General features: G+C 72.8%; 20 protein-coding genes. 8 read left to right on the forward strand and 12 right to left on the reverse strand.

Annotated features, from left to right (window positions below; genetic code table 11):
- Positions 1-23: 23 nt before the first annotated feature.
- Positions 24-1694, reverse strand: coding sequence for a GAF domain-containing protein (locus ACWEPL_RS46210; RefSeq protein WP_452439971.1), 1671 nt, complete (start codon positions 1692-1694; stop codon positions 24-26).
- 96 nt (positions 1695-1790) lie between these two features.
- Here ACWEPL_RS46210 and ACWEPL_RS46215 point away from each other — a divergent pair, with 96 nt between their 5' ends.
- Entirely contained in the window at positions 1791-2432 is a 642-nt protein-coding gene (locus ACWEPL_RS46215) for a response regulator transcription factor (RefSeq protein WP_363984695.1), read from the forward strand.
- 26 nt (positions 2433-2458) lie between these two features.
- Here the strand turns inward: ACWEPL_RS46215 and ACWEPL_RS46220 are convergent, their stop codons facing one another.
- The 10 genes from ACWEPL_RS46220 to ACWEPL_RS46265 form a co-directional block, all read right to left on the reverse strand.
- Complete coding sequence (locus ACWEPL_RS46220) at positions 2459-2944, reverse strand: CBS domain-containing protein (protein WP_363984697.1); 486 nt, start codon at positions 2942-2944, stop codon at positions 2459-2461.
- Positions 2945-3045: 101 nt separating this feature from the next.
- A complete protein-coding gene (locus tag ACWEPL_RS46225; RefSeq protein WP_452439972.1) occupies positions 3046-4143 on the reverse strand; it encodes a carboxylate-amine ligase in 1098 nt (365 codons plus the stop codon).
- A gap of 48 nt (positions 4144-4191) precedes the next feature.
- Positions 4192-5031 (reverse strand): universal stress protein, encoded by an 840-nt coding sequence (locus ACWEPL_RS46230; RefSeq protein WP_452439973.1) that lies wholly within the window; start codon positions 5029-5031, stop codon positions 4192-4194.
- Between the two features lie 112 nt (positions 5032-5143).
- A complete protein-coding gene (locus ACWEPL_RS46235; RefSeq protein WP_452439974.1) occupies positions 5144-5314 on the reverse strand; it encodes a hypothetical protein in 171 nt (56 codons plus the stop codon).
- Between the two features lie 15 nt (positions 5315-5329).
- A complete protein-coding gene (locus tag ACWEPL_RS46240; protein ID WP_363984705.1) occupies positions 5330-6412 on the reverse strand; it encodes a cellulose-binding domain-containing protein in 1083 nt (360 codons plus the stop codon).
- 141 nt (positions 6413-6553) lie between these two features.
- The gene (locus tag ACWEPL_RS46245; protein WP_452439975.1) at positions 6554-8596 is read right to left on the reverse strand and encodes a GxGYxYP domain-containing protein; all 2043 of its coding nucleotides are present in this window, start codon (positions 8594-8596) and stop codon (positions 6554-6556) included.
- A gap of 101 nt (positions 8597-8697) precedes the next feature.
- A complete protein-coding gene (locus tag ACWEPL_RS46250; protein WP_452439976.1) occupies positions 8698-10020 on the reverse strand; it encodes an FAD-dependent oxidoreductase in 1323 nt (440 codons plus the stop codon).
- Between the two features lie 30 nt (positions 10021-10050).
- Complete coding sequence (locus ACWEPL_RS46255; protein ID WP_397375072.1) at positions 10051-10596, reverse strand: PadR family transcriptional regulator; 546 nt, start codon at positions 10594-10596, stop codon at positions 10051-10053.
- Positions 10597-10802: 206 nt separating this feature from the next.
- Positions 10803-12263, reverse strand: a complete 1461-nt coding sequence (locus ACWEPL_RS46260; RefSeq protein WP_363984713.1) for a serine/threonine-protein kinase — start codon at positions 12261-12263, stop codon at positions 10803-10805.
- A 133-nt stretch (positions 12264-12396) separates the two neighbouring features.
- Entirely contained in the window at positions 12397-13374 is a 978-nt protein-coding gene (locus ACWEPL_RS46265; protein ID WP_452439977.1) for a LacI family DNA-binding transcriptional regulator, read from the reverse strand.
- Positions 13375-13538: 164 nt separating this feature from the next.
- Here ACWEPL_RS46265 and ACWEPL_RS46270 point away from each other — a divergent pair, with 164 nt between their 5' ends.
- From ACWEPL_RS46270 to ACWEPL_RS46280, 3 genes are read left to right on the forward strand one after another with little or no spacing between them, the layout of a single operon-like run.
- The gene (locus tag ACWEPL_RS46270) at positions 13539-14822 is read left to right on the forward strand and encodes an MFS transporter (RefSeq protein WP_452439978.1); all 1284 of its coding nucleotides are present in this window, start codon (positions 13539-13541) and stop codon (positions 14820-14822) included.
- Complete coding sequence (locus ACWEPL_RS46275; protein WP_452439980.1) at positions 14819-17464, forward strand: family 78 glycoside hydrolase catalytic domain; 2646 nt, start codon at positions 14819-14821, stop codon at positions 17462-17464. Before ACWEPL_RS46270 ends, ACWEPL_RS46275 begins: the two co-directional genes overlap by 4 nt.
- Before the next feature lie 12 nt (positions 17465-17476).
- Complete coding sequence (locus ACWEPL_RS46280) at positions 17477-18298, forward strand: SDR family NAD(P)-dependent oxidoreductase (RefSeq protein WP_452439981.1); 822 nt, start codon at positions 17477-17479, stop codon at positions 18296-18298.
- A gap of 7 nt (positions 18299-18305) precedes the next feature.
- Here ACWEPL_RS46280 and ACWEPL_RS46285 read toward each other — a convergent pair whose 3' ends face one another.
- Entirely contained in the window at positions 18306-19025 is a 720-nt protein-coding gene (locus tag ACWEPL_RS46285; protein WP_350727581.1) for a GntR family transcriptional regulator, read from the reverse strand.
- 74 nt (positions 19026-19099) lie between these two features.
- Here ACWEPL_RS46285 and ACWEPL_RS46290 point away from each other — a divergent pair, with 74 nt between their 5' ends.
- From ACWEPL_RS46290 to ACWEPL_RS46305, 4 genes are read left to right on the forward strand one after another with little or no spacing between them, the layout of a single operon-like run.
- Complete coding sequence (locus ACWEPL_RS46290) at positions 19100-20596, forward strand: amino acid permease (protein WP_452439982.1); 1497 nt, start codon at positions 19100-19102, stop codon at positions 20594-20596.
- Between the two features lie 2 nt (positions 20597-20598).
- Positions 20599-22029: an FGGY family carbohydrate kinase gene (locus tag ACWEPL_RS46295; protein ID WP_363984725.1), complete on the forward strand. Its 1431-nt coding sequence runs from the start codon at positions 20599-20601 to the stop codon at positions 22027-22029.
- A complete protein-coding gene (locus ACWEPL_RS46300; RefSeq protein WP_452439984.1) occupies positions 22026-23396 on the forward strand; it encodes an FAD-dependent oxidoreductase in 1371 nt (456 codons plus the stop codon). The genes ACWEPL_RS46295 and ACWEPL_RS46300 overlap by 4 nt, the downstream gene beginning before the upstream one ends.
- Positions 23393-24631, forward strand: a complete 1239-nt coding sequence (locus ACWEPL_RS46305) for an NAD(P)/FAD-dependent oxidoreductase (RefSeq protein ID WP_452439985.1) — start codon at positions 23393-23395, stop codon at positions 24629-24631. The genes ACWEPL_RS46300 and ACWEPL_RS46305 overlap by 4 nt, the downstream gene beginning before the upstream one ends.
- Positions 24632-24634 lie beyond the last annotated feature (3 nt).

Consider the following 24634-nt stretch of genomic DNA (forward strand, 5'->3'; position numbering starts at 1 on the left):
CGTCCTTCCACCGGAAGCCGATCTCATAGGGGGATCAGCCAGCACAGCCGCGTCCCGCCCGCTTCGAGCGTCGTGAGCTCCGCGCTGCCGCCCAGCCGGGTGGCGCGTTCCTCGATGTTGCGCAGGCCGCTGCGGCGTCCCGGCTCCCCCAGGCCGACGCCGTTGTCCGTCACCACGAGCGCGAGCCCGCCGCCCACGGCCTCGACCAGGACATCGACGCTCGTCGCGCGGGAGTGGCGGACCACGTTGGACAGGGCCTCGCGCAGCACGGCCAGCAGATGACCGGCGACCGGCTCGGGCACCAGCGCGTCGATCTGCCCTTCCATGCGCAGGCCCGGCATGAAGCCCAGGTGGCCCGAGGCGCCCTCCACCAGCTCCACGATCCGGCCCCGCAGGCTGGGAACGGGCTGCTCACCGGAGCCCTGCAGCGCGAAGATGGACGAGCGGATCTGCCGGATCGTCCCGTCCAGCTCGTCGATCGCGTGCTGGACCCGCTTGGCCGCCTCCGGCCGCTCCACCAGCCGGATCGTGCTCATCAACGTCATCGCGGTGGCGAACAGCCGCTGGATGACCACATCATGGAGATCTTTGGCGATGCGATCGCGATCTTCCAGCAGTCCGAGCCGCTCGGCGTCCCTGCGCGACTCGGCCAGCTCCAACGCGATCGCCGCCTGACCGGCGAACGACTGCAGCACCTGCTCGTCCGCTCCGCTGAACGGCAACCGCCCGCTCCGCTTGGCCAGCACCACCACCCCGCGCACGTCCGGCGCGCTGCCGAACGGCACCATCATCACCGGCCCGTAACCCAGCCGCCGCAGCGGCGAGCCGGGGCGCGGGCCGCTCTGCATGTCCGGGTCGGACATCGCCTCGCCCTGGACGAACACGTCCCCCGCGAGCGTCTCCGACACCACGAAGACGGCGCCCAGCAGCTCCTGCGCGCCCTCGCCCTCCGCGAACTCCACGATCAGCGTCTGCCTCGACGGCTCCGGCAGGAGCACCTCGACCAGGTCCGCATCGGTCATCGCGAGGGCGGAGTCGGCCACCAGGCTCAGCGCCTGACGCGGGTCGGCGCCGGACAGCAGGCGCGTGGTGACGTCGGACGACGCCTGCAGCCAGGTCTCCCGCCGCCGGGACTCCTCGTACATGCGGGCGTTGTCCACGGCGACGCCGGCCGCGGTGGCCAGCGCCACGACGATGGCCTCGTCCTCCTCGTCGAACTCTCCGCCGCCGCGCTTCTCGGTCAGGTAAAGGTTTCCGAAAACTTCCTCGCGCACCCGGATCGGGACGCCGAGGAAGGTGCCCATCGGCGGATGCCCCTGCGGGAAGCCGTACGACTCCGGATGGTCGGCGATGCGGCCCAGCCTGAGCGGCCGCGCGTCCTTGATCAGCAGGCCCAGCAGGCCCAGGCCGTGCGGCCAGTGCTCGATCCTGGCGATCTCCTCCTCGGTCAGCCCCACCGGGATGAACTGGATGAGCGTGTTCTCGTGGCCGATCACGCCCAGCGCGCCGTAGCTGGCGTCCACGAGCTTGGTCGCGGTCTCCACGATGCGGCGCAGCACGGTCTCCAGATCGAGCTCGCTGCCCACCGACACCACGGCCTCGAGCAGTACGTGCACCCGATCCCGGGTGGCCAGCACGGTATTGAGCCGAACCTGCAGCTCGGCCAGCAGCTCGTCGAGCCGCACGTGCGGCATCACCGGAAGATGCTCGCTCCCCACATCTCCAAGTGTCGCACCAGGTCGGCGGCGGTGTCTCTCGCGGCGCTCCCGGCATCGGATAGCGTCGTAAGTGTGATTCGTGTGTTCCTCGTCGACGATCACGAGGTCGTCCGGCGGGGCGTCGCCGCGTTGCTGGAATCCGAGGACGACATCGAGGTCATCGGGGAGGCCGGCACGGCCGAGTCCGCGATCGCCCGCATCGCCGCGCTGAAGCCCGACGTGGCGGTGCTGGACGTGCGGCTGCCGGACGGCAGCGGCGTGGACGTGTGCCGCGAGGTGCGCTCGAGGGTGCCGGGGCTGGCGTGCCTGATATTGACGTCGTTCGCCGATGACGACGCGCTGTTCGAGGCGGTGATGGCCGGGGCGGCCGGCTACGTGCTCAAGCAGATCCACGGCTCCGACCTGGTCGGCGCGGTCCGCACGGTCGCCGCGGGGCAATCGCTGCTCGACCCGCAGACCACCGCCGCCATGCTGCAGCGCCTGCGTGACCAGGCCGCCAGGAAGGATCCCCTCGCCGCGCTGTCGGAGCAGGAACGGCACATCCTCGACCTGATCGGCGAGGGGCTGACCAACCGGCAGATCGGCGAGCAGTTGTTCCTGGCGGAGAAGACGGTCAAGAACTACGTGTCCAACCTGCTGGCCAAGCTCAACATGCAGCGCCGCACGCAGGCCGCCGCGCTGGCGGCGCGCCTGCGGGACAACCGTCCCGAATAACCCGCCGGCGGGCGGGGGGACAGCGTTCAGGGCGCGTCTCCCACGGTGGAGGCCGGGGGAAGGACGGGTTCGAGGTGGAACATCCCGGTGACCACCTCATGGGACCCTTCGGCGGGGCGGAGACGTCCGGCGACGGCCAGCAGCACGTCATGAGCCGTGACCAGGCCGATCAGCCCGCCGCCGTCGACCACCGGCACGGCGTCGCACCCGGCGTCCAGCATCGCCGCCGCGACCCGGGTCAGCGGGGTGTCCGGGCGGACCACCGGCCTGCGCTCACACCCGAGCAACATCCGTACCTGACGGCTGGACTGCTCCTCCGGCCCGCCCGACCAGGACGCCGCCACCTGCTCACGCGTCAGGATGCCGAACACGTGCCGCCCCTCGACGACCGGCAGGTGGTGAACGTCGGCGCGGCGCATCAGCTCCCAGGCCATCAACGGCGACTCGTCCGGCTTGACCGCCACCAGGACCCGGCTCATCACCTCCTCGGCGGCCAGCATTTCGACGGTCATGACCCCTCCTCTCTCCCACCTCTACCTTTACGACGGCGAGCCCGCCGCGCCCGGGGACGAAGTCCCGAATGGGGGTGACATTGGTCCCCATCTCGCGTCATTCAGGCGAGTGTCGCGTCGGCGAGCAGCTGGGCGAATCGACGGGGAGTGCCGGCCTGGGACCACATCGTCCGCTGCCGGGCCGCACCCGTCCCCCGGCAGGCCAGCCGGTGGAGCAGCAGGGCGATCGGTTCGGGCTCGGGCAGGCGCGGCAGGAGGAGCTCCAGCAGGTCGCGGTGGGTCAGGGACCGCGACGTGTACGGATCGAGGGCCGGCGCGTCCAGGCCGAGGCGGGCGGCGGCGGCCAGCTCGGCGACGATCTGCCGGTCACTCAGCGCCTTGATCGGCACATTTCTTGTCATGTCGGCGATGGCCAGAGCGACGAGCGCCCGCGCCATCGCGGCCAGCAGCACGGTGTCCTCGACCGAGAGGCAGGTGTCCATGACCCGCAGCTCCACGGTCGGGTAGCGCGGTGACAGCCGGGCGTGGAAGTACACGCTCCGTTCGTCCAGGGCCCGGCCGCGGCGGATCAGGTGGCACACGGTGGCGTCGTAGTCGGCCGCCGACCGCCACGCCAGGGGAGGCGCCGCCGTCGGCCAGCGGCTCCACTGCCGGTAGCGGCGGCTGGCCCAGCCCGTGTCCCCGCCGCCGGCGATGGGAGAGTTGGCGCTGAGCGCCAGCAGCGTGGCCAGATAGGGCCGGAGCCGGGTCAGGATCTGCACTCCCAGCTCGCGGGAGGAGATGCCGACGTGTACGTGGCAGCCGCAGGTGCCCGAGCCCGCGACCAGGGCTCCATGGCGGGCCGCCAGCGCCCGGTAGCGGTCGTCGGCCGTGAGAGCGGACAACCCGGGCATGTTTCGCGGGGGAATCCCGCACGCGACGAGATGGCAGCCCAGTTCCCGGGCCGCGCGTGCGGCGAGCGTCCGGTGGCGGGACAGTTCCTCGGCCACCTGCGCCAGGTCCGTGCACACGCCGGTGACCGTTTCGAGCTGGTAGCGCATGGCCTCGGCCTTGACGTGCGGATCGCCGCCGAGCAGCGCCAGGACCGCCGGCGCGGCCAGGGCCGGGCCGCCTTCGGCATGATCCAGCAGCAGGAACTCCTCCTCCACGCCCACCGTCAGCATCCGGACCACAGGGGTGGCGGTGCCATCCGCTCTCATCGCAGCCTCCCCGGAAGCAACCTGCGTACGGGGCGATCGATCCCTTCCCTACCGCACCACGGCGACGGCGCAGCGGGCGTGGTGCAGCATCGCGTGGCTGACCGAGCCCAGCAGCGCCGAGCGGATGACTCCGCGCCCGTGCGAGCCGACCACCACCAGCGCGGCCTTGGCCGAAGCGGTCACCAGAGCGTCGACCGGGTGGGCGCGCCGCACGTCCTCGACCACCTCCACCCCCGGGTACGCCTCCCGGAATCGGGCGATCCGGGCGGCGACGACCTGGTTGGCGGCCGCGGTGACGTCGTCGGGGTCGTAGTTGACCTGTGGGGCGTACAACTGCACCGGCGGCTGCCAGGCGTGGAGCGCGCGCAACGGGCTGCCGCGCAGCTCGGCCTGGCGGAAGGCGAACTCGAGCGCGGGTTCGCACTCCGGCGAGTCGTCGACGCCGACGACCACCTCACCGCGTACGGACTCCTGCTCGCGCCGTACCACGACCACCGGGCAGTGCGCCTGACCGGCCACGTGCAAGCTCACGGAGCCGAGCAGGGCCCCCTCGAACCCGCCCAGCCCCCTGCTGCCGATGACGATCTCGGTCGCGTCCTTGGCCTGCTCCCGCAGGGCCACCGCCGCGGGCCCCTCGACGACCTCGGTCGACACCTCGACGTCCAGCTGGCGCTCCCCCGCCAGCTCGGCCGCCTCGGTCACCATCGTCTGCGCCATGCGGTCGAGCACGTCCGGCTCGGGAGCGGCGTGGAACCTCGAAAAACGGTACGAATCGCGGTTCACGGCGTGCACGATGCGCAACGGCTCGTGCCTGCGCTTCGCGTCATCCACCGCCCAGGCCACCGCCGCGCACGACGCCCGCGATCCGTCGACACCTGAAATGATCATGTCGGCCCCCCTCTCCCCCCATCGCACCGCACGCGACCTCGCCGCCCCAGGGCCATAAGTCCCTCATGGACAGGGCCAACGACCCGGCGTCCGACGGCCGTGAAAGGGCTCGTCAAGGGGCCTTCCAGGGGCCTGGCGCGCTGCCGGCCGGCTCGCGCGCGAGGAGCCCGCCGAGAGCGGCGGCGAGGACGGGCAGCGCGACGACCACGGCCGCGATCGCCGGCCTCGTACGGACCAGGCCGGCGATCGGAGCGCGCCGATGGGCGGCGTGATCGCCGGTCACGCCGCCCATCGCCGGTCAGGTGAGGAAGCTGCCGTAGGGGCCGTTCAGCATGGCGTTCTTCTGCGTCTGGTTGAAGATGCAGTTCGGGTAGGAGTAGAAGGTCGCCGACATGCACGTCCCGTCGGTGGAGGTGGCGTCGGGCAGGCCGAACGCGTGCCCCAGCTCGTGCACCATTCCGCCGTACCACCGGTTCATCGCGCCGTTGATCCCCGCGGCGCCGTCGGCGTCGTGTCCGCTGAGGATCACCCAACCGTTGCCACCGCCGCCACCGGCGCCGTCGCCTTCGGCGCTGATCTCGCCGACGTTGACCCAGCGGTTGTCCGGTGCGCCGAGACCGAGCTTACGGCGCAGCTCGGCCTGCATGTTGCACACCGTCCACCAGTACTTCTCGCCGCAGTTCGGCGTGTTCTCGTACCAGGTCCGCGGCTGGTCGCCGTTGACGACCTCGACGACCGGGTTGTTCAGCGTGAACGTCTTGCCCAGCTGCTGCTTGAAGAAGCGCTGCGCCTCCTGCATGACCTTCGCGATGCCGTCCGGGTAGCGCTGGTCGTAGGCCACGTCCGAAGGCTTGAGCCAGTAGACCCGCACGGTCCGCGACGGCGGCGGGCCCGACGTCGGGGTCACGGTCGGAGTCACGGTCGGAGTCACCGTGGGAGTCACCGTGGGGGTGGGGGTCACGGTGCCCGTGCAGGTGACGCCGTTGAGGGTGAAACTGGCCGGCACCGGATTGGTGGAGTTGTTCCACGTGCCGTTGAACCCGAACGAGGCGCTGCCGTTCGTCGGCAGGGAGCCGTTCCAGCCGGCGTTGGCGGCGGTCACCGCGCTGCCGTTCTGCGTCACGACGGCGTTCCATGCCTGGCTGACCGTCTGCGAGGCGGCGAAGCTCCAGCGCAGGGTCCAGCTCGTGAGTGGATCACCGAGGTTCTTGATCGCGACGTTGGCGCTGAAGCCGCCGGCCCACTGCGAGCCCAGGGTGTAGGTGACCTGGCAGCCGGCCGCGGCCGCGTGCGCCGTGATCGTGCTCGCCACCGCGGCGCCGGCCATGCAGACGGCCAGGACCCCGGCGATGAGGCCCCTGCGTAATCCTCGTAAGTGCATCCGCCTTCTCCGTGTGAGGGGGAGCCCGAAAAATGTGAACCTTAACAACGAGCACGGTGATGATCCATGCCGAGCCTGTCAATGAGCGTCGGCGGGAGGCTGCTACGGACGTGGGGAAATGCTTTTGGGACTCTGAAAGTTTCAGGCCGACAGATGCTCGCGCAGCAGCGCGAAGAACGTGTCGCCGCGGACGATCTCGAACGGATCCCCCAGGAGCCCCGCGAGCTCGGCGATGTCGGCAGGCGTCCAGTTCCAGGCGTTGACCGCGCCGGCGATGAACAGCGGCGCTCCCCCGTCCCATCCCTCGATCCGCCGCACCAGCGTGTCCCGGTACTCCTGCGCCTTGCCCTGCGGCGAGAAGTTCCCGATCACGGGCAGGCCCGCCGGGTGGATCAGCAGGTCGCCGGTCTCCCACGACTGGATGATGCCGCGCACCGGGGTGTCGCGCCGGTAGGCGGCGACGATGCGCTCGTCGAAGGCCACCCAGCCGCCGCCCTCGGGCTTGCGGTGGTTGTAGGCGTAGACGAGATCCATGCCGGTACGGCGCAGGAAACGGCCGGTGAGCCGCGTGTACGCGGCCAGCGCCGCCGCCGGCCAGGACCCCGGGTAGGTGTAGCCGGCGCCGGACGGGCCGGCCACGAGCAGGTCGTTCGCGGTGGCCGTGCGCTGGTAGTACGCCAGCAGCGCGGGCCCGATGTCGGCCAGCAGCGGGCTGACCGTCCAGTTGACCGGCACGCCGCCGCGCTTGGGGTCGTCCCAGATCTCGCGCATCCGGCGCTGGCAGTACTGGATGTTGTCGCCCTCACCGACCGTGAGCGTGAGGTAGACGCGAGCGCGTAACGTGGCCGGCGGTCGCGGGCGTACCCGGTCGGAGATCCTGGCGGAGACCCCGGCGTGGACGGTGGCGTTCATGTAGTAGTCGGCGGGGACCACCTCGACGCCGTGCTGCGAGGCCCGGTCGACCCCGCCCCACTCGCCCGCCACGTCGTTGGAGAACCAGCCCGCGTACGGCGTGGCGGGCTCCACCCGGCCGAAGATCTCGTCGAGCAGCTCACCGGTGGCGCCGCTGGGCGGCAGCCAGAAGACCATGGCCCGGGTGGCCACCGCGTAGTCGCGGAAGTAGGGGAACGGCTCGACCCGGGTGGGCGCGGTCGTCGCGGCCGTGACCAGGTACTGGTTCCACAGGTCCACCTCGACCAGCAGTTGCCGGGCGCCGGGCGGGGCGGTGAAACGGTAGATGAAGTAGTTGCCGCCGTCGGCGAAGCGGTTGTCGTCGCCGCCGATGGCGGAGTTGAGGCCGTCGAAGAGGTAGGGGGCCTCGGCCTCCGTGCCGGGGGTGAACGCCGCGATCTGCGTCCCGTCCGCGGTCACCTTCACCGAGCCCACGGACGCGCCCCAGCCGTCGTCGCCGAGCGAGTCCTGGAAGCGCAGGTAGACGCCGTCCTGGGCGGTCGGCAGCTCCTGGCTCAGGTCGAACGTGCGCACCGCCCGGTTGGAGGAGTCGCGGACGCGCTCGGTCTCCCGCGCGAGCTCGCGCCACCGCACGCCGTCCACCCGCACGGTCCTGGTGGGCGGGAGCCCGGCGAGCAGGGCGTGGGTGCAGCGGGGGAACAGGTGGTCGAGCTGCCAGCGGTACGTGGCCAGGACGTCGGCGGGGTCGAAGCGGCCGCGCAGGTCCACGACGGTACGCAGGCCGTACGCGGCGGCCTGCTCGGCGGTCGCGGCGACGGCGTCCTCCAGACCGGCCAAGGTGGTGGCGACGTTGACGGAGTCGGGGACGTCCGGGTCGTGCAGGATCGCGCCGCGCACCTCGCCGCGGTAGCGGGCGACCAGGTCGAGGGGGCGGTCGTGACGGGTGACCGCCGCACCGGTGCTGGACAGCCAGCGCTGGTCGTGTCCGGCGGCGTCGTAGTTGAAGTAGAGGCGCGGCCGGCGGCGGTTGACGACGCCCTGGAGGGTGGTCAGGAGCAGCTGGTCGTCGCCGTGGAGCGTGGTGAGGTCGGCGAAGTCGAGGTGGGTGGGGCGGCCGAAGTTCGGCAGGAAGGTGGGGAGGGTTCGCGCCGCGGCTGGGCCCTGGACGGTGGGGAGGGTTCGCGCGGCGGCGGGGTCCTGGAAGGTGAGGCCGAGGCCGCCGGCCGCCAGGACCACGCCGTTCGCCCGCAGGAAACTGCGTCGTGACACCATCAACGATCTCCGCTCCTCGTGGGGGGACAAGGATTGACACCGCTGTCAACTGCCTTCGAACGTAACAACGTGACGTGATGTTGTCCATGGTGTAAACCACCTCAGCGCTCCCCGAACACCGCCCGCCCGAGCGGCGGGACGGCTCCGCAGGCGCGGAAGAACCACCGGGTCGCCGACCGCTTCAGCGGGCTGCGCTCGAGCGCGGCGTCGGTGTTGCGGACGACCTCGCGGACGGTGTCGAACCCGTGGCGCAGCATGTCCGCCTCGTAGGCGCGCAACGCCTGCGGCAACGGCTGCTCGCCGCGGTCGGCCGCGGCGAGCGCGGCGCAGAGCCGGGGCGCGTCGCGCAGCGCCGCGTTGCCGCCGAGCCCGCCGACCGGGGGCATGTGGTGGACGGCGTCCCCGAGCCCGGTGACGTTGCCCGTCTCCCACGGCCGGAGCGGCTCGGCGGCGCTGAACTCGGTCTGGTAGAGGGTGTCCGGGGTCGAGTCGGCGAGCAGCCGGCGCAGGTCGGGATGCCAGCCGGCCGTCCGCCGGGCCAGCATCTCCCGCACCGCGGCCGGGTCGGCCTGGGCCTGCGGCGTGAAGTCCACCGGGAGGGAGTCCCGGTGCGCGATGAACGCCCAGAGCACGTAGTCGTCGTCGTGCGCGTCCGCCAGCAGCCGCTCCGGCTCCAGCCCGAGCGCGCGTACCCGGTCACCGAGCCTGGCGGTGATCGCCGCAGGGTCCTCGCGCCTGCGGAAGATCGCGGTGAACAGGAAGTCCCGGCGTGGCCAGAAGACGTTCATGCCGGCGAGCAGCCGCTCCGGCAGCCATCGCCGGTTGTCCTCCGTGAGGAAGAGCTTGCCGGCGACGGCCGTCGCCGGCAGCATGGTGCGGCCGGCCGCCGGATGGAGCTGCGCCCACACCCGGGAGTTGACGCCGTCGGCCGCGACGAGCACGTCGGCGGTCGCGGTGGTGCCGTCGGCGAACTTCGCCGTGACCGTCCCGTCGTCCGCCCGGGCGAAGCCGGTGAACTCCTTGCCGAAGCGGACGACGTCGTCCAGGCCGGCCAGCAGCAGCTTGCGCAGGGTGATGCGGCTGACCGCGTGCCGGCCGGTCGCGGGGTCCAGCGGGTCGCGGTCCCGGCCGTCCTGGCCGAGGCGGACGAGCGTGCGCATCCGTTCGTCGAGGAAGCCGATCCCGGGCCCCGGGTCGCCCGCGGTGGCCACCAGCACCTCCCACAGGGCGGGCGGCAGGCAGGCGTGCAGGGCGACGCTCCCGGCCGGATCGATGTTCAGCCGGAAGCCCTGGAGGCGCGAGTCGGCCGTGCGATCCCGTTCGTACACGGTGACGTCCACGCCGGCTCGCTTCAGGCCCTGCGCCAGGCAGAGCCCGCCGATCCCGCCGCCGATGACGGCGACGTGCAAACGCCGAGGGGACATGAGTTCCTCACCTTTCTGGTAGCGGGCGCGTCAGGGCTGCCCGGCGGGGTTCGCCAGCTCCGCGAGCAGGCGGTCGTGCCAGGTCAGCTCCATCTCGAGCTGCATCAGGGTGTAGTCGAAGGCGACGGCCTCCAGCCTGGTCAGGTGCGGGTCGGCCTCGGCGCGCAGGTTGCGCCAGAAGTCGAGCTGCGCGGCGAAGGCGTCACGCCGTCGCTGGACGGCCGTGCGCAGCTCGTCGGGGCCGATCTCGCCGCTGTGCAGGAGCACCAGCTGGATCGCGTCCGGCCGGAACTTCGTGTCCTCGAGGACGGACCTGATCAGCGAGACCAGCTCGGTCCGGCCCTTGCCGGTGATGCCGTAGACCGTGCGGGCGGGCAGGTTGCCTTCCTGCTCGGTGCGGACCACCTCGACGACGCCTTCGTCCGCCATCCGGCGCAGCGCGCCGTACAACGAGCCGGGCTTGACGTCCGCCCACAGCTCCACCCGGTCCAGCTGAGCGGCGGCCCGGATCTTGTGCCCGTGCATGGGGCCGCCGTCGGCCAGGGCGCCGAGAATGAAAAGGCGTGTTGCTCGCATATGAGTACTCAAACACGAGCACCCACCGCGCCGCAAGTCGGTCAGCGACGGTCGAGGAGGCCCGACTCGCAGGCGAGGGTGACGGCGGGCGCGGGCCCGAAGGCGGCGGGCGACCTGATCGCCCGCGCCCCTCTGCGACCGCCACCGACCGGGCGGTCCGTCCTTACAGCCCCTGGACCGACCGCCACCGACCGGGCGGTCTGTCCTTACAGCCCCTGGACCAGGGCCACGATCACCGAGGTCAGCGCGACCGGTCCCATCACGGCCACCGTCACCACAGTCGCGTTGCGGCCGGGCAACAGGCGGGCGAGGGTGCGCGCGGCGACCTGCCGCACCACGCCCGCGCCGGGCAGCACGAACAGCCCCAGCGTGAACGCTCCGGCGGCCAGGGACTCCGCGTGGCTGGTGCCCAACCGGCCGGACAGGTGCAGGAGGCTCGCGACGACGGTGCCGAACGCCAGCGACAGGAACAGGTGGCCCACCGCGACGAGCGCGGCCCTGCCGAACGGCGGCCGGGTCTCGGCGAAGAAGTGATCGCCGGCGCGCAACGCCAGCGAGAGGGCCGCCGCCACCAGACCCACGGCGACCGGCATGACGACGGTCGCCGCCACCAGCGTCACGAGCACCAGCACCCCGACGAACCCGCTGCCGGCCAGGAACCGCTTGAGCTCGAAGGGCTCCGCGGGAGGCGGGGCCGGGCGGGGCTCCCGCGGCCGGTCGTCGTGGACGGTCGGAGCCGGGGCGGGCACGTAGGGCGGCGGCCGCTCCTCCTGCCGGCTCGGAGCGTATTCGACCGGCGGGAGCAGGTCGGCGACGATGTCCATGGTCAGCGTGCCGCTCGCGATCCGCTTGGTCCTGTCCGGGCGGCCCGCCGGATCGAGCGCCCTGGCCAGCCGCAGCAGCTCCCCCGCGCCGGGCCGCGCCGCCGGATCGACCTGCATCGCCCGGCTCAGCCAGCCCCGCAGCCACGCCGGCGCCTTGTCGATCTGCGCCCGCCCTTCCATGGTGTTGAAGCAGATCGCCTCGAACGTCCCCGTCCCGAACGGCGGCAGCCCCGTGGCCGCGAAGAACACCGTCGAGGCCAGCGCGTGCACGTCGGCCGCCTGGGTGATCTGCGAGTCACGGATGATCTCCGGCGCCAGGTAGCCCGGCGTGCCGACGAACATCCCGGTCTGCGTCAGCCGGGCCGCGTCCACCAGATGCGCGATGCCGAAGTCGATGACCAGCGGCTCGCCGTCGACCAGCATGACGTTGGACGGCTTGAGGTCGCGATGGATCACGTCGGCCGCGTGGATGTCCACCAGCGCCTGGCACAGCCCATGGGCGAGCTTGACGACCTCGCGCGCCTCCAGCGGGCCGTCGGTGAGCACGGTGTCCTCCAGCGTGCGGCCCGCGGCGAAGCGGGTCACCACGTAGGGCCGGTTGCCCGCCAGCTCGGCGTCGATCACCTCGGCCACGTAGCGGCTGCGCACCCGCCGCATCGTCTCCACCTCGCGGAGCAGCCGGTCACGCGACTTGAGATCGGCGGCCACGTGCGGGTGCAGCACCTTGATCGCGACCTCGCGGCCCGCGCCGTCCAGACCGAGGTGGGCCACCCCCATGCCGCCCTCGCCGATCTTCCCGATCACCCGGTACGGGCCGAGATGCTCGTGCGTCTGCGTGCTCATTCCCGACGTCATCCTCCGTTTTCCCCTGGCACGCCGCGCTTCCGTGCGCGACGGCCCGGCCATTCTCCCGCAGCGTTTCCCCCGAGATGCACAGTAAGCGAAGATCGGCCCGAGCGCGGCGCTCCCGGAGGTTTCAGGTGGAGGCGCGGTGAATGACATGCGGGGACAGCGAGGCCGGCGTCAGGCGCGGCTTGCGGCCCGACAGGTTGGCCACGACCGCGTCGGCCAGGGAGCGACCCACCTTCTCCAGGTCGAAGGCGATCGTGCTGAGCGGCGGGTCGGCGGCCTGGGCGAGGGGGATGTCATCGGTGCCGATGACCGCCAGATCGCCGGGGGCGGTGAGCCCGGCGCAGCGCATGCCCATGAGGAGGGCGATCGCGACCTCGTCGTTGTAGGCGCACACGGCGGTCACGGACTCTCGCCGCCAGCGCCTGGCGGCGCGGGCCATGGCGGTGCTGTCGAGCTTGGCGTCGAGCGCGGCCGGCGGGTCGATGCCGGCGTGCGCGCAGGCCTCGGCCACCCCGGCCAGCCGGTCGTCGGCGATCCTGCGGAGCAGCGGGTGCTCGGGCATGGCGTAGCCGAGGCGGCGATGGCCCAGGTCGATGAGGTGCTCGGCCTGGAGGCGGCCCATGAGCCGCATGGTGGGGTGGGCCTCGACCTCGGTGGTGAAGACGAGGTCCGCGCCCGCCCGGCGCAGGGCCTGCGCGGTCTCGTCGTCGAGCGGGTCGAGGCTGGCGACCACCGAGGCGTCGATCGCCGCGCAGACGTCGGGCAGCGGCCGCCCCGGCGCTCCGGCCAGGTGGGTGACCAGGGTCAGGCCGGAGTCGGCCAGGGAGGCGGCGAACTGCTCGACGAAGCGGTTGATGCCGGGGCCGATCGACAGGTGCGGGATGGACAGCAGGACGACGTCGCTGCGTCCCGCGGCCAGGGAGCGGGCCGAGCCGCGCGGGCGGTAGTCGAGCTGCTTGACCGCGTCCAGGACGCGGCGCCTGGTCTCCTCCGGGATCGACTGCCCCGGGGTGTCGTTGAGCACGTAGCTCACGGTCGCGGCGGAGACGCCGGCTGCTCGGGCGACATCGGCGCTGGTGACCCGCTTCGCTGGGCGTCTCATGTCGGCATCGTAGGAGATTCCGGCCACCTGTGTGACGGGCGCCTCCGTTGCGTACTTGTTACGGGGAGACGTCTTGCGAGCCGTGCGGCGGTCAACGGTAGGTTACTGATGCGCTTAAGTAATGAGCTGCACTTTTCGGCCCTTACTGCTTGGGAACGGTGTCCATGGCCACTCCCCCCTCCCTCGGACCGCTCGAAACCCGGACCCCCGACGATCTGCCGAGGGCGAGTGCGAGCTACATCTTCTGGATGATGGCCGCCAACTTCGGCATCTCCATGGCCTTCGTGGTCCCGCTGTCGTTCTCGCTGGCGGTGCGGATCGACGAGCTCGCCCCCGGGCACGAGGAGGTGCTCGGGTACGTCACGGGCACCGCCCAGACCATCTATCTCGTGCTCAGTCCCCTGCTCGGCGTCTGGAGCGACCGCACCCGCAGCCGCCTCGGCCGCCGCCGCCCCTTCCTGCTCGCCGGCCTGGTCCTGGGCCTGGCGGCGCTGGTCGGCATCGCGGTCGCGCCGAGCCTGCTGCTCGTGGGAGCCGGCTGGGTCCTCGCGATGCTGGGCTGGGCGACCGCCTCCCAGGCGATCCTCAACGTGCAGGCCGACCGCATCCCCGAGGCCCAGCGCGGCAAGATCGGCGGCCTCACCGGGCTGACCGGCCAGATCGCCCCCATCGTCGGCATCGGGATCACCACCGCCGTGACGGGCAGCACGTTCCTCGTCTTCGTCCTGCCCGGCGTCGTCGGCGCGGTGCTGCTCGGGGTCTTCCTCGTCGTGGGCAAGGAGGACGACACGCGCGGCGCCGTGCACACCACGCCGGTGTCGGTGCGGACGCTGGCGTCCAGCTACGTGTTCAACCCCCGCAAGTACCCGGACTTCGGCTGGAACTGGCTGGGGCGCCTGATGTTCTTCATGGGGCTGTACTGCAACACGACGTTCACCACGTTCTTCTACGCCCAGCGCCTGGACCTGCCGGTGCGGGAGGTCGCCGGGGCGGCGGCCGTCATCGGGGTCCTCGGCGTCGCCGCGGCGGCCCTCGGCGCGATCGGCGGCGGCTTCCTGTCGGACAAGCTGCGGCGGCGCAAACTGTTCGCCCTCGTCGGCGCGCTGTTCTTCGTGGCGGGCGCGCTGGTGGAGGCCTTCGCGTACTCCTTCCCGGTGCTGATGATCGGGTCCGTGCTGATGCAGCTCGCGATCGCGTTCTTCAGCGCGGTCGACCAGGCGATCGTGCTCGCGGTGCTGCCGAGCCGGGAGGAGGCCGGGCGGTACATGGCCGTGGTGTCGTTCGCCCACAAGCTCCCGAGCGCGATCGCGCCGCTCATCGCCCCGTTCGTCATCGGCATCGGCGCGAGCGGCGGCGACAAGAACTACACGCTGCTCTACCTCACCGGCGCGGTGCTGGCGCTCATCGGCGGGTCGCTGGTGTTCACGCGGGTGCGGTCGGTGCGATGAGGGCGAGCGAGCACGCGCCTTACGACCTGCGGATCGCCAGTGGCGGTGATCGGTTCCCGGTCGCCGAGGAGCGGCCGGCGCTGTCCTGGAAGCCGCCACTGACGTGGAGCGGGCAGGACGGCTACGACCTTCAGCTCCGCGTCGACGGCGTCGAGCGGAGCGTGGAGAACGTCGTCTCCGCCCGGCACCTGTTCGTCGACTGGCCGCTGCCGCCGCTGCGCAGCCGGCAGTCCGTGGCCTGGCGGGTCCGAACGCGTCGCGGCGGGCGGTCCTCGGGCTGGTCGCCCTGGCACGCGTTCGAGTCGGGCCTGCTGGACCGGGACTGGTCGGCGCGCTGGATCTCCCCGCAGGAGGACGGCGAAGGATCCCGCCCGGCCTACGTCCTGGCCGGCAGCGTGGACCTGCGCGGCGACATCGCCCAGGCCCGGCTCTACGCCACGGCGCTCGGCGTCTACGAGGCGTTCGTCAACGGCACGCGGGTGGGGACGGCGGAGCTGTCCCCTGGCTCCACCTCGTACGGGGACACGCTGTACGCCCAGGCCGCGGACGTCACGGCGCTGCTGCGCGGCGGCGGCAACGACCTGGAGATTCTGCTGTCGGACGGCTGGTACCGGGGCAGCGCCGGCACCTGGCGCAAGCGCGACTCCTGGGGCACGACCACCGCGGCGCGGCTCCAGCTCCACGTCCGCTACGCCGACGGCACCGAGGCGGTCGCCGTCACGGGCGCGGACTGGACCTCGCGCCGCGGCGCCGTCCTCGCGGCCGACCTGATGAACGGCCAGACGACCGACTTCACGTCTCCGCCCGGCGCCGCCCGGCCCGTCCTGGTGGACGCGGTCACCGCGCCGCCGATCAGCTGGTCACCGGCCCCGCCGGTGCGCCGGGTGGAGCGGATCGCCCCGCGTTCGGTGACCCGGCACGGCGACGGCGCGTGGATCGTGGACTTCGGCCAGAACGCCTCCGGCTGGATCGCCCTCGCCGACCTGGGCCCGGCCGGCACCCGTACCGTGATCGACTACGGCGAGCACCTGGACGCGACCGGGGACCTGACGACGACGCATCTGGACAGCCGGCGGCCGGGCGAGGCGGCGATCCCGTTCGTGCAGCGCGACGAGGTCGTCTCCGCGGGACGGCCCGGCGAGGTCTTCGAGCCCCGGCACACCGTGCACGGCTTCCGCTACGCGCGCGTCTCCCGCGCCGTGGACCCGGCGAGCATCGTCATGCGGGTCGTGCACACCGATCTGCGCCCGACGGCGACGTTCGCCTGCAGCGACGACGACCTCAACCGGCTGCACGAGGTGGCGCGCTGGAGCTTCCGCGGCAACGCCGTGGACCTCCCGACGGACTGCCCCACGCGCGAGCGCCTGGGCTGGACGGGCGACTACCAGATCTTCGCGCCGACCGCGGCGCGCCTGTATGACGTCGACGGCTTCAGCCGCAAGTGGCTGCGCTCCGTCCGCGACGACCAGCTCGACGACGGCCGCGTGGTGAACTCCTCACCCGACGCCAACCGCCTGAAGGTCCACGACGAGCCCATGACGAACGGGATCACCGGCTCGGCGGGATGGGGCGACGCGATCGTCCTGGTCCCGTGGGTGCTCTACACGACCTACGGGGACACGGCCGCCCTCGCCGAGAACTGGCCGGCGATGCGCCGGTGGGTCGAATGGGCGCTGGCGACCGCGCGCGACGCCCGGCATCCCTCCCGCGTCGAACGCTCGGCCGAGCCGCTCGCGCACGAGGAGTTCGTCTGGGACGGCTCCTTCCACTGGGGGGAATGGCTGGAGCCGAAGAAACGCGCGGCGGACGGGTCCCTCGTCGATCCCGTGATGAGCGATCCCATGGCGTGGTACCTGGCGGACAAGGGCGAGGTGGGCACCGCGTACCTGTTCCGCTCCGTCCGTACCCTCGCCGACATCGCGCAGGTGCTGGGGCACGCCGGCGACGCGGCCCGCTACCGCGAGACGGCGGAGCGGGTACGCCGGGCCTGGCAGACGGAGTTCCTGGACGCCGAGGGCCGGACGAAGGCCGGCACGCAGGCGAGCTACGTGCGTGCCCTGGCCTTCGAGCTCGTGCCCGAGGAGCTGCGCGAGCGGGCGGCCCGGCACCTCGTCGGCCTGATCGACGCGGCCGGCGGCCACCTCGGCACGGGCTTCCTCTCGACGGCGGACCTGCTGCCCGTCCTGGCCGACTCCGGCCACCCCGGCGTCGCCTACCGGGTGCTGTACCAGCGCTCGTCCCCCTCGTGGCTGGGCATGCTCGACCGGGGCGCGACGACCATCTGGGAGGACTGGGACGGGGTGTCCGAGGACGGCACGGCCACGGCGTCGCTCAACCACTACAGCAAGGGCGCGGTCATCCGCTTCCTGCACACCCACACCCTCGGACTTCGGCAGGCGCCGGGCTCGGCCGGCTGGGAGTCCTTCGAGGTCGCGCCGGTGCTCGACGAGGCGATCACCTGGGCCACGGGCACCTTCGACGGCCCGCGGGGGCGGATCGCCGTCGGCTGGCGCGTCGAGGACGGCCACCTGACCATCGCGGTCGACGTGCCCGGGGGCTCCGAGGCGCGGATCCGCTTCCCGGACGGCAGCACGTTCCACACCGGCCCGGGGAGTTTCTCCCAACGACGTCCCATCAACTGAAGGAGTTCATTCATGTCCATTGCCGATGTGTCGGGCAAGTCCCTGGCCGAGCTCGTCTCCCTGAGAGGGCGGCGCGCGGTCGTGACCGGCGGCGGTCGCGGGCTGGGCAGGGCGATCGCGCTGCGCCTGGCCGAGGCCGGCGCGGACCTGCTGATCGGCGACATCGACGAAGAGCTCGCCGTGACCGCCGCCAAGCAGCTCGCCGAGCGCCACGGGGTACGCGCGGTGGGCGCCGCCATGGACGTCACCGACGCGGCGTCCGTGGCCGCGGCGGCCGACCACGCGGTCGCCGAGCTCGGCGGCCTGGAGATCTGGGTGAACAATGCCGGGATCTTCCCGAGCGTCCCGCTGCTGGAGATGAGCGAGGAGACCTGGGACCAGGTGTTCGCGGTCAACGCCCGCGGCGTCTTCGTCGGCGCGCGTGAGGCGGCACGGCGGATGGCGGCGGCGGGCACCGGCGGCGCCATCGTGAACATCGTCTCGACCGCGGGTTTCCGCGGGAGCGCGCCCGGCCTGGCCGCCTACGTCGGGTCCAAGCACGCCGCTCGCGGTCTCACGCGCGAGCTGGCGCTCGAACTCGCGCCGCTGGGCATCCGCGTGCTCGGGGTGGCGCCGAGCTACGTCCCCACGGAGGGCAACATGATGGCGGCGGCGGCCATGCCGGCCACCGTGCCGGCCGGCGACCTCCCGCCGACCGACCTCATGCTGAACGGCCCGATCGGCCGGATCGGCGTCCCCGACGACATCGCGCGCGTCGTCCTGTTCTGCGCGTCGGACCTGTCGGCCTTCATGACGGGCAGCACGCTGCTGGCCGACGGCGGCGACACCGCCTGACGCGCGTTCAGCCGCCTTCGACGGGTACCGGGATCCGCGCCTCCACCTTGAACGACGCGCGATCGGCCCGGTACACGTCGCGCGCGAACTCGATGCAGCGCCCCTCGGCCGTGTAGGTGCGGCGGGTCAGGAGGATCCCGCTGGAGGCGCTGCGGACCTGCAGCCGGGCGCAGGAGGCGTCGTCGATGACGATGGACTCGATGACGGCGGAGGCGTCGGCCGGCACGACGCGATAGTGGGCGCGCAGGATGTGCCAGAGCGAGCCGGTGAGGGGCCGCTCCAGCAGGCCGGGCGTGATCGCGCTGGGGAAGTAGGTGGTCTCCAGCGCGATCGGCTCGTCGTCGGCGAACCGCAGCCGGTGCAGGGCGTGCACGGTCTCGTCACCGGCCAGGTCGAGCGCCTCGCGGGCCGAAGGCGTCGGGGGGCGCTCCTCGGCCCAGATGAGCTGCGCCGACGGCCGCCGCCCGGCCAGGATGATCTCGTCGGAGAAGCTGCCGATGTGGAACGGCACCCGCGGTTCGGCCACGAACGTGCCCCGCGGCGGCCGCCGGTAGACGTATCCCTCCTTCTCCAGCAGCGCCAGGGCCTGCCGGGCGGTCATCCGGCTGACGCCGAAGGTCTCGCTGAGCTCCCGTTCCGACGGCATGAGGGTGTGCGGGCCGAGCTTCTCGCCGGTGATGCGGTCGCGCAGCTCCGCGGCGATCGTCACGTAACGGGGTGAACCCATGCTTGACACCTTAGCCCACTTGGACGATACCTTGCGGTCTACACCACATGGTATATACCAAGAGGGAGGTTGCGATGAGAGACCACACAGCGCGTACCGACAGCGACGAGCTGGCCCGGTTCGGCTACGAACAGTCCTTCGAGCGGCGGACCGGCCGGTTCGCCTCGTTCGCCGTGGCCTTCGCGTTCGTCTCGATCGCGACCGGCATCTTCACCACCTACGGGTCGGTGCTGGGCTCCTCCGGGCCGCTCGGCATCTGGACCTGGCCGATCGCGGTGGTCGGCCAGCTCGCGGTGGCGTTCGTCATCGGCTCGCTGGCCTCCCGGATCCCGGTGACCGGGTACGCCTACCAGTGGACCTCCCGCCTGGCCAACCCGGTGCTCGGGTGGATCATCGGCTGGATCTCGTTCATGTTCCTGGCCGTCGTCGTCGTGGCCGTGGACTACACGGTGGCCTCGACGGTCCTGCCCGTGCTGCTGGACTACACGGCGAGCGGCGGCATCACCTGGGCGGTCACCGCGGTGATCCTGCTCGGTCAGGCCGCGCTCGTCGGCGGCTCCACCCGGTGGTCCGAGAAGGTCAACAACACCGCCGTGTCGGCCGAGCTCGCCGGCATGGTGCTGCTGACCGTGCTGCTGCTCGTCGTGGCCGCGGTCCGCAACGACATGGACTTCGGCAACCTGTGGAGCAGGGGCGCCGTGCCCGCCGAGGGATACTGGAGCTTCGGCGACCTGACCTCGGCCGGGCCGTGGGTGCTGGGCTTCCTGCTCGGCGCGTTCACCATCGTCGGGTTCGAGTCGGCGGCCAACCTCGCCGAGGAGACCACCGACCCCGAGCGGGTGGTCCCGCGGGCCATGTGGCAGGCGGTCCTGGCCTCCGGCGTCCTGGGCTTCCTGTTCCTGGTCGCGGTCACGCTCGCGGCCGGCGACCCGGTGGCGCTCGCCGCGTCCGGCACCCCGATCGCCGACGTCATCAAGCAGACCCTCGGGCCGGTCGTCGCCACGCTCCTGCTGCTGCTGGTCGTGCTGGCGATCTTCGCCTGCGGCCTGGTCATCATGATGACCGGCACCCGCCTGACCTGGGCGATGTCCCGCGACGAGCGGTTCCCGGGCTGGCGGCACTGGCAGCGGGTCTCGCCGCGCTTCGGCACCCCGCTGCGGGCGACGGTGTGCTACGTGGTGCTCGCCGAGGTGATCCTGGGCCTGTTCTCGGCTTTCTCGGAGGACGCGCTGTTCACCCTGTTCGGCGCGGCCACGCTGCTGCCCGCCGTCATCTACGCCGCGACCGTCGCGCTCTACCTCGCCAAGCGGCGGCACCTGCCGGCCAACGGCAAGTTCGACCTCGGCGCCTGGGAGAAGCCCGTCCTGGCGGTGTCGGTCGTGTGGCTGGTGTTCGAGCTGTCCCTCTTCCGCGACGCCTCCTTCCGCGACGCTTGGCTCTACGTTCTGGTGATGGTCGTGATCGGCGCCGCCTACCTCGTGACGCTGCTGGCGACCCGTGGCCGCCGGGCGCTGGACATGCCCGACATGCACTCGATCGACGGCGCTTTCGCGCAGAAGGAGCAGATCTGACGATGCACGTCCTCGCGATCGACCAGGGCACGTCAGGGACCAAGGCCATCGTCGTGGACGCCGGTGGCGCCGTCCTGGCGATCGCCGAGGAGGCCCTGCGCCCGCGTTACCTGGAAGGCGGCGGCGTCGAGCAGGACCCGCGTGCCCTGCTCGACTCCGTTCTGACCGCCGGGCGGCGCGCGGCCGCCGCGGCGGGCGTGCCGCTGGACGCGGTCGCCCTGGCCAACCAGGGCGAGACCGTGCTGGCCTGGGATCCCGTCACCGGCGAACCGCTCACGCCCGCCATCGTCTGGCAGGACCGCCGTGCCGAGCCGCTGTGCGCCGCGCGGGCCGGGCATGCCGGCCGGGTGGCCGCGCTGACCGGCCTCGTGCTCGACCCGTACTTCTCGGCGCCGAAGATGCGCTGGATCCGCGAGGAGCTGACCACCGAGGGCGTCGTGACGACCACCGACACCTGGCTGGTGCACCGGCTGTGCGGCGCGTTCGTCACCGACGCCTCCACCGCCAGCCGCTCCCTCCTGCTCGGGCTGGAGGACGCGCGGTGGAACGGCGAGCTCCTGGAGCTGTTCGGGCTCGGCTCCGAACGGCTCCCCGAGATCGTCGCCGGCGACGCCGTCGTCGGCACGACCACCGCCTTCGGCCCGGAGGTCCCGGTGACCGGGCTGATCGTCGATCAGCAGGCCGCGCTGCTGGCCGAGGCGTGCCTGGAGGCGGGCACCGCCAAGTGCACGTACGGCACGGGCGCCTTCCTGCTCGCCCAGCTCGGGACGTCCCCGGCCCGCTCGGCGTCGGGTCTGGCCACGTCGATCGCCTGGCGGCTGCGCGGCGAGACGCGCTACTGCGTGGACGGCCAGGTCTACACCGCGGCCTCGGCCGTGCGCTGGCTCGCCGACCTCGGCCTCGTCTCCGGCGCGGACCAGCTCGACGCCGTCGCGGCGCCCTCCGGCGACGGGGTGCTGTGCGTGCCCGCGCTCGCCGGGCTGGCCGCGCCGTGGTGGGACGCCGGCGCCACCGCCTCGTTCACCGGCATGACGCTCAGCACCGGCCGCGGGCACCTCGTACGGGCGCTGCTGGAAGGGATCGCCGCGCAGGTCGCCGAGCTGACCGCGCTGGTGGGGGCGGATCTCGGCGCGCCGCTGTCCCGGCTGCGCGTGGACGGCGGGCTGACCCGCTCGCGCGTCCTCATGCAGGCGCAGGCCGACCTCGCCCAGCTCCCCGTGGAGGTCTACCCGTCGCCGCACGCGACCCCGCTCGGCGCCGCCGCCTGCGCGCTGATGGCCCTCGACCCGGCCCTGGACGCCGCCGCGGCGGTCGGCGGCTGGCGGCCGTCGGCCGTCTACGAGCCCGCCTGGCCCGCGGACCGGGCCGCCGCGTACCTGGAGCGGTGGCAGGCCGCCGCCCGGGCCACTCTGTCGTCGAAGGAGAATTCGTGAACACGTACGACGTGGCCGTGATCGGCGGCGGCATCGTCGGCGCGGCCATCGCGCGCCTGCTGGGCGGCACCGCGCTGTCGGTGGCGCTGGTGGAGGCGCGCGACGACGTGGGCGACGGCACCAGCAAGGCCAACACCGCCATCCTGCACACCGGCTTCGACGCCAAGCCCGGCACCCTGGAGTCCCGCCTGGTCGCCCGCGGCTACGACCTGCTCGGCCGGTACGCCGAGGCCACCGGCATCCCGGTCGAGCGCACCGGGGCGCTGCTCGTGGCGTGGACGCCGGAACAGCTCGACGCCCTGCCGGAGCTGCGAGCCAAGGCCGAGCGCAACGGCTACACCGCCTGCGAGATCGTCGATGCCGCCGAGGTCTACCGCAGGGTCCCCGCCCTCGGCGCGGGCGCGCTCGGCGGGCTCACGGTGCCCGGCGAGTCCATCATCTGCACCTGGACCACGAACCTCGCTCTGGCCACCGACGCCGTCAACCGCGGCGTGACGCTGCTGCGCGGCCACCGCGTCACCGCGGTCCACCCCGGGCCGGTCACCACCCGGCTGGTCACCACGGGGGGCGAGCTCTCCGCCCGCTGGGTGGTCAACGCCGCCGGGCTGGGCGCCGACGCGCTCGACGCCCTCTTCGGCCACGACCGCTTCACCGTAACGCCGCGCCGCGGCGAGCTGCTGGTGTTCGACAAGCTCGCGCGGCCGCTGGCGCCCTGCATCGTGCTGCCGGTGCCGTCGTCGGCGGGCAAGGGCGTGCTCGTCAGCCCCACCATCTACGGCAACGTCATGGTCGGCCCGACCGCCGAGGACCTGACGGACCGGGCCGCCACCGGCACCTCCGAGGCGGGGCTGGAGTTCCTGCGCGAGAAGGGCGCCGAGCTCATGCCCCGGCTGATGGCGGAGGAGGTCACCGCGACCTACGCGGGCCTGCGCGCCTCGATCGGGCGCGACGACTACCTGATCGACCTCGACGCCGGGCAGCGCTATCTCCTGGTCGGCGGCATCCGCTCCACCGGCCTGACCGCCGGCATGGCGATCGCCGAGCACGTCGCGGACCTGCTCAAAAGCCATCTCGACCTGGCCGAGCGCACCGCCCTGCCGGCGCCGCCCCGCATGCCCAACCTGGGCGAGGCCTTCCCGCGCCCCTACCAGGACGCCGCCGCGATCGCCGCCGACCCCGAGTACGGCCGGGTCGTGTGCTTCTGCGAGCGGGTGACGAAGGGCGAGATCCGCGACGCCCTGGCCTCGGTGATCCCGCCGGCCGGGGTGGAGGGCCTGCGCCGCCGCACCAGAGCCATGAACGGACGCTGCCAGGGCTTCTACTGCGGGGCCCGGGTACGCGAGATCTTCGAAGGGGGAGCGGAATGAACGAACGCGTGCGGGTGGCCGTGATCGGCGGAGGTCCGGCCGGGCTCACCGCCGCCGCCACGCTCGCCCCGTCCGTGGACGGCGACGTCCTGGTCCTGGAACGCGAGCCGGAGACCGGCGGTATCCCCCGGCACAGCGACCACCCCGGCTACGGCCTGCGCGACCTGCGCAGATTCATCTCCGGCCCCGCGTACGCGCGCCGGCTGACCCGCCACGCCCGCGACGCCGGAGCCCGGCTGGAGACCGAGGCCATGGTCACCGGCTGGGCCGGACCGCGGACCCTGGAGGTGACCTCGCCGAACGGCCGCCGCCTCGTCCAGGCCGACGCGGTGGTCCTGGCGACCGGCGCCCGGGAGCGGCCCCGCCCGGCCCGGCTCATCCCCGGCGACCGTCCCGACGGCGTCTACACCACCGGCCAGCTGCAGAACCTCGTCCACCTGCACCACCGCGAGGTCGGGCGGCGCGCCGTGGTCGTCGGCGCCGAGCTGGTCAGCTGGTCGGCGGTCCTGACCCTGCGCGAGGCGGGCTGCCGCACGGTGCTGATGACCAGCGAGTACGACCGGCCCGAAGCCTACGCGGCCTTCCACCTCCCGGGACGGCTGGCCTTCGGCGTGCTCGTCCGGGCCCGCACCCGGGTCGTCGCCGTCAACGGCAAGGGCCGCGTGACCTCGGTCGACATCGAGGACCTCGGCACCGGGCGACGCCGCCGCGTCCCCTGCGACACGGTGATCACCACCGGCGACTGGATCCCCGACCACGAGCTGGCCCGGACGGGCGGCCTGGAGATGGACGCGGCCACGCTCGGGCCGCGCGTGGACACCTCCCTGGCGACGAGCCTGCCCGGGGTGTTCGCGGCCGGGAACCTCCTGCACCCGGTCGACACCGCCGACGTCGCCGCGCTCGACGGCCGCCACGTGGCCGCGGCCGTCCTGCGGCACCTGGCCGGGGACCCCGCCCCCGCCGGCGGGGTGCCGCTGGTGGCGGAGGCGCCTCTGCGCTGGGTCGCGCCGCAGCTCGTCCGCCCCGACGGGCCGCCGCCCTCCCGTGGCAGGCTCCTGCTGTGGGCGGACTCCTTCCGGACGCTTCCGCGGGTCACCGCCACCCAGGACGGACGCGTCCTCGGCCGTACCCGGCTCCCGTGGCCGGCCGCCCCCGGCCGCGTCTTCCGCGTCCCCTACTCGCTCGTGGTGGACGCCGACCCCGCGGGCGGCCCGGTGCGCCTCGCCTTGGAGTGACCG

The organism is Nonomuraea sp. NPDC004186 (assembly GCF_053603495.1).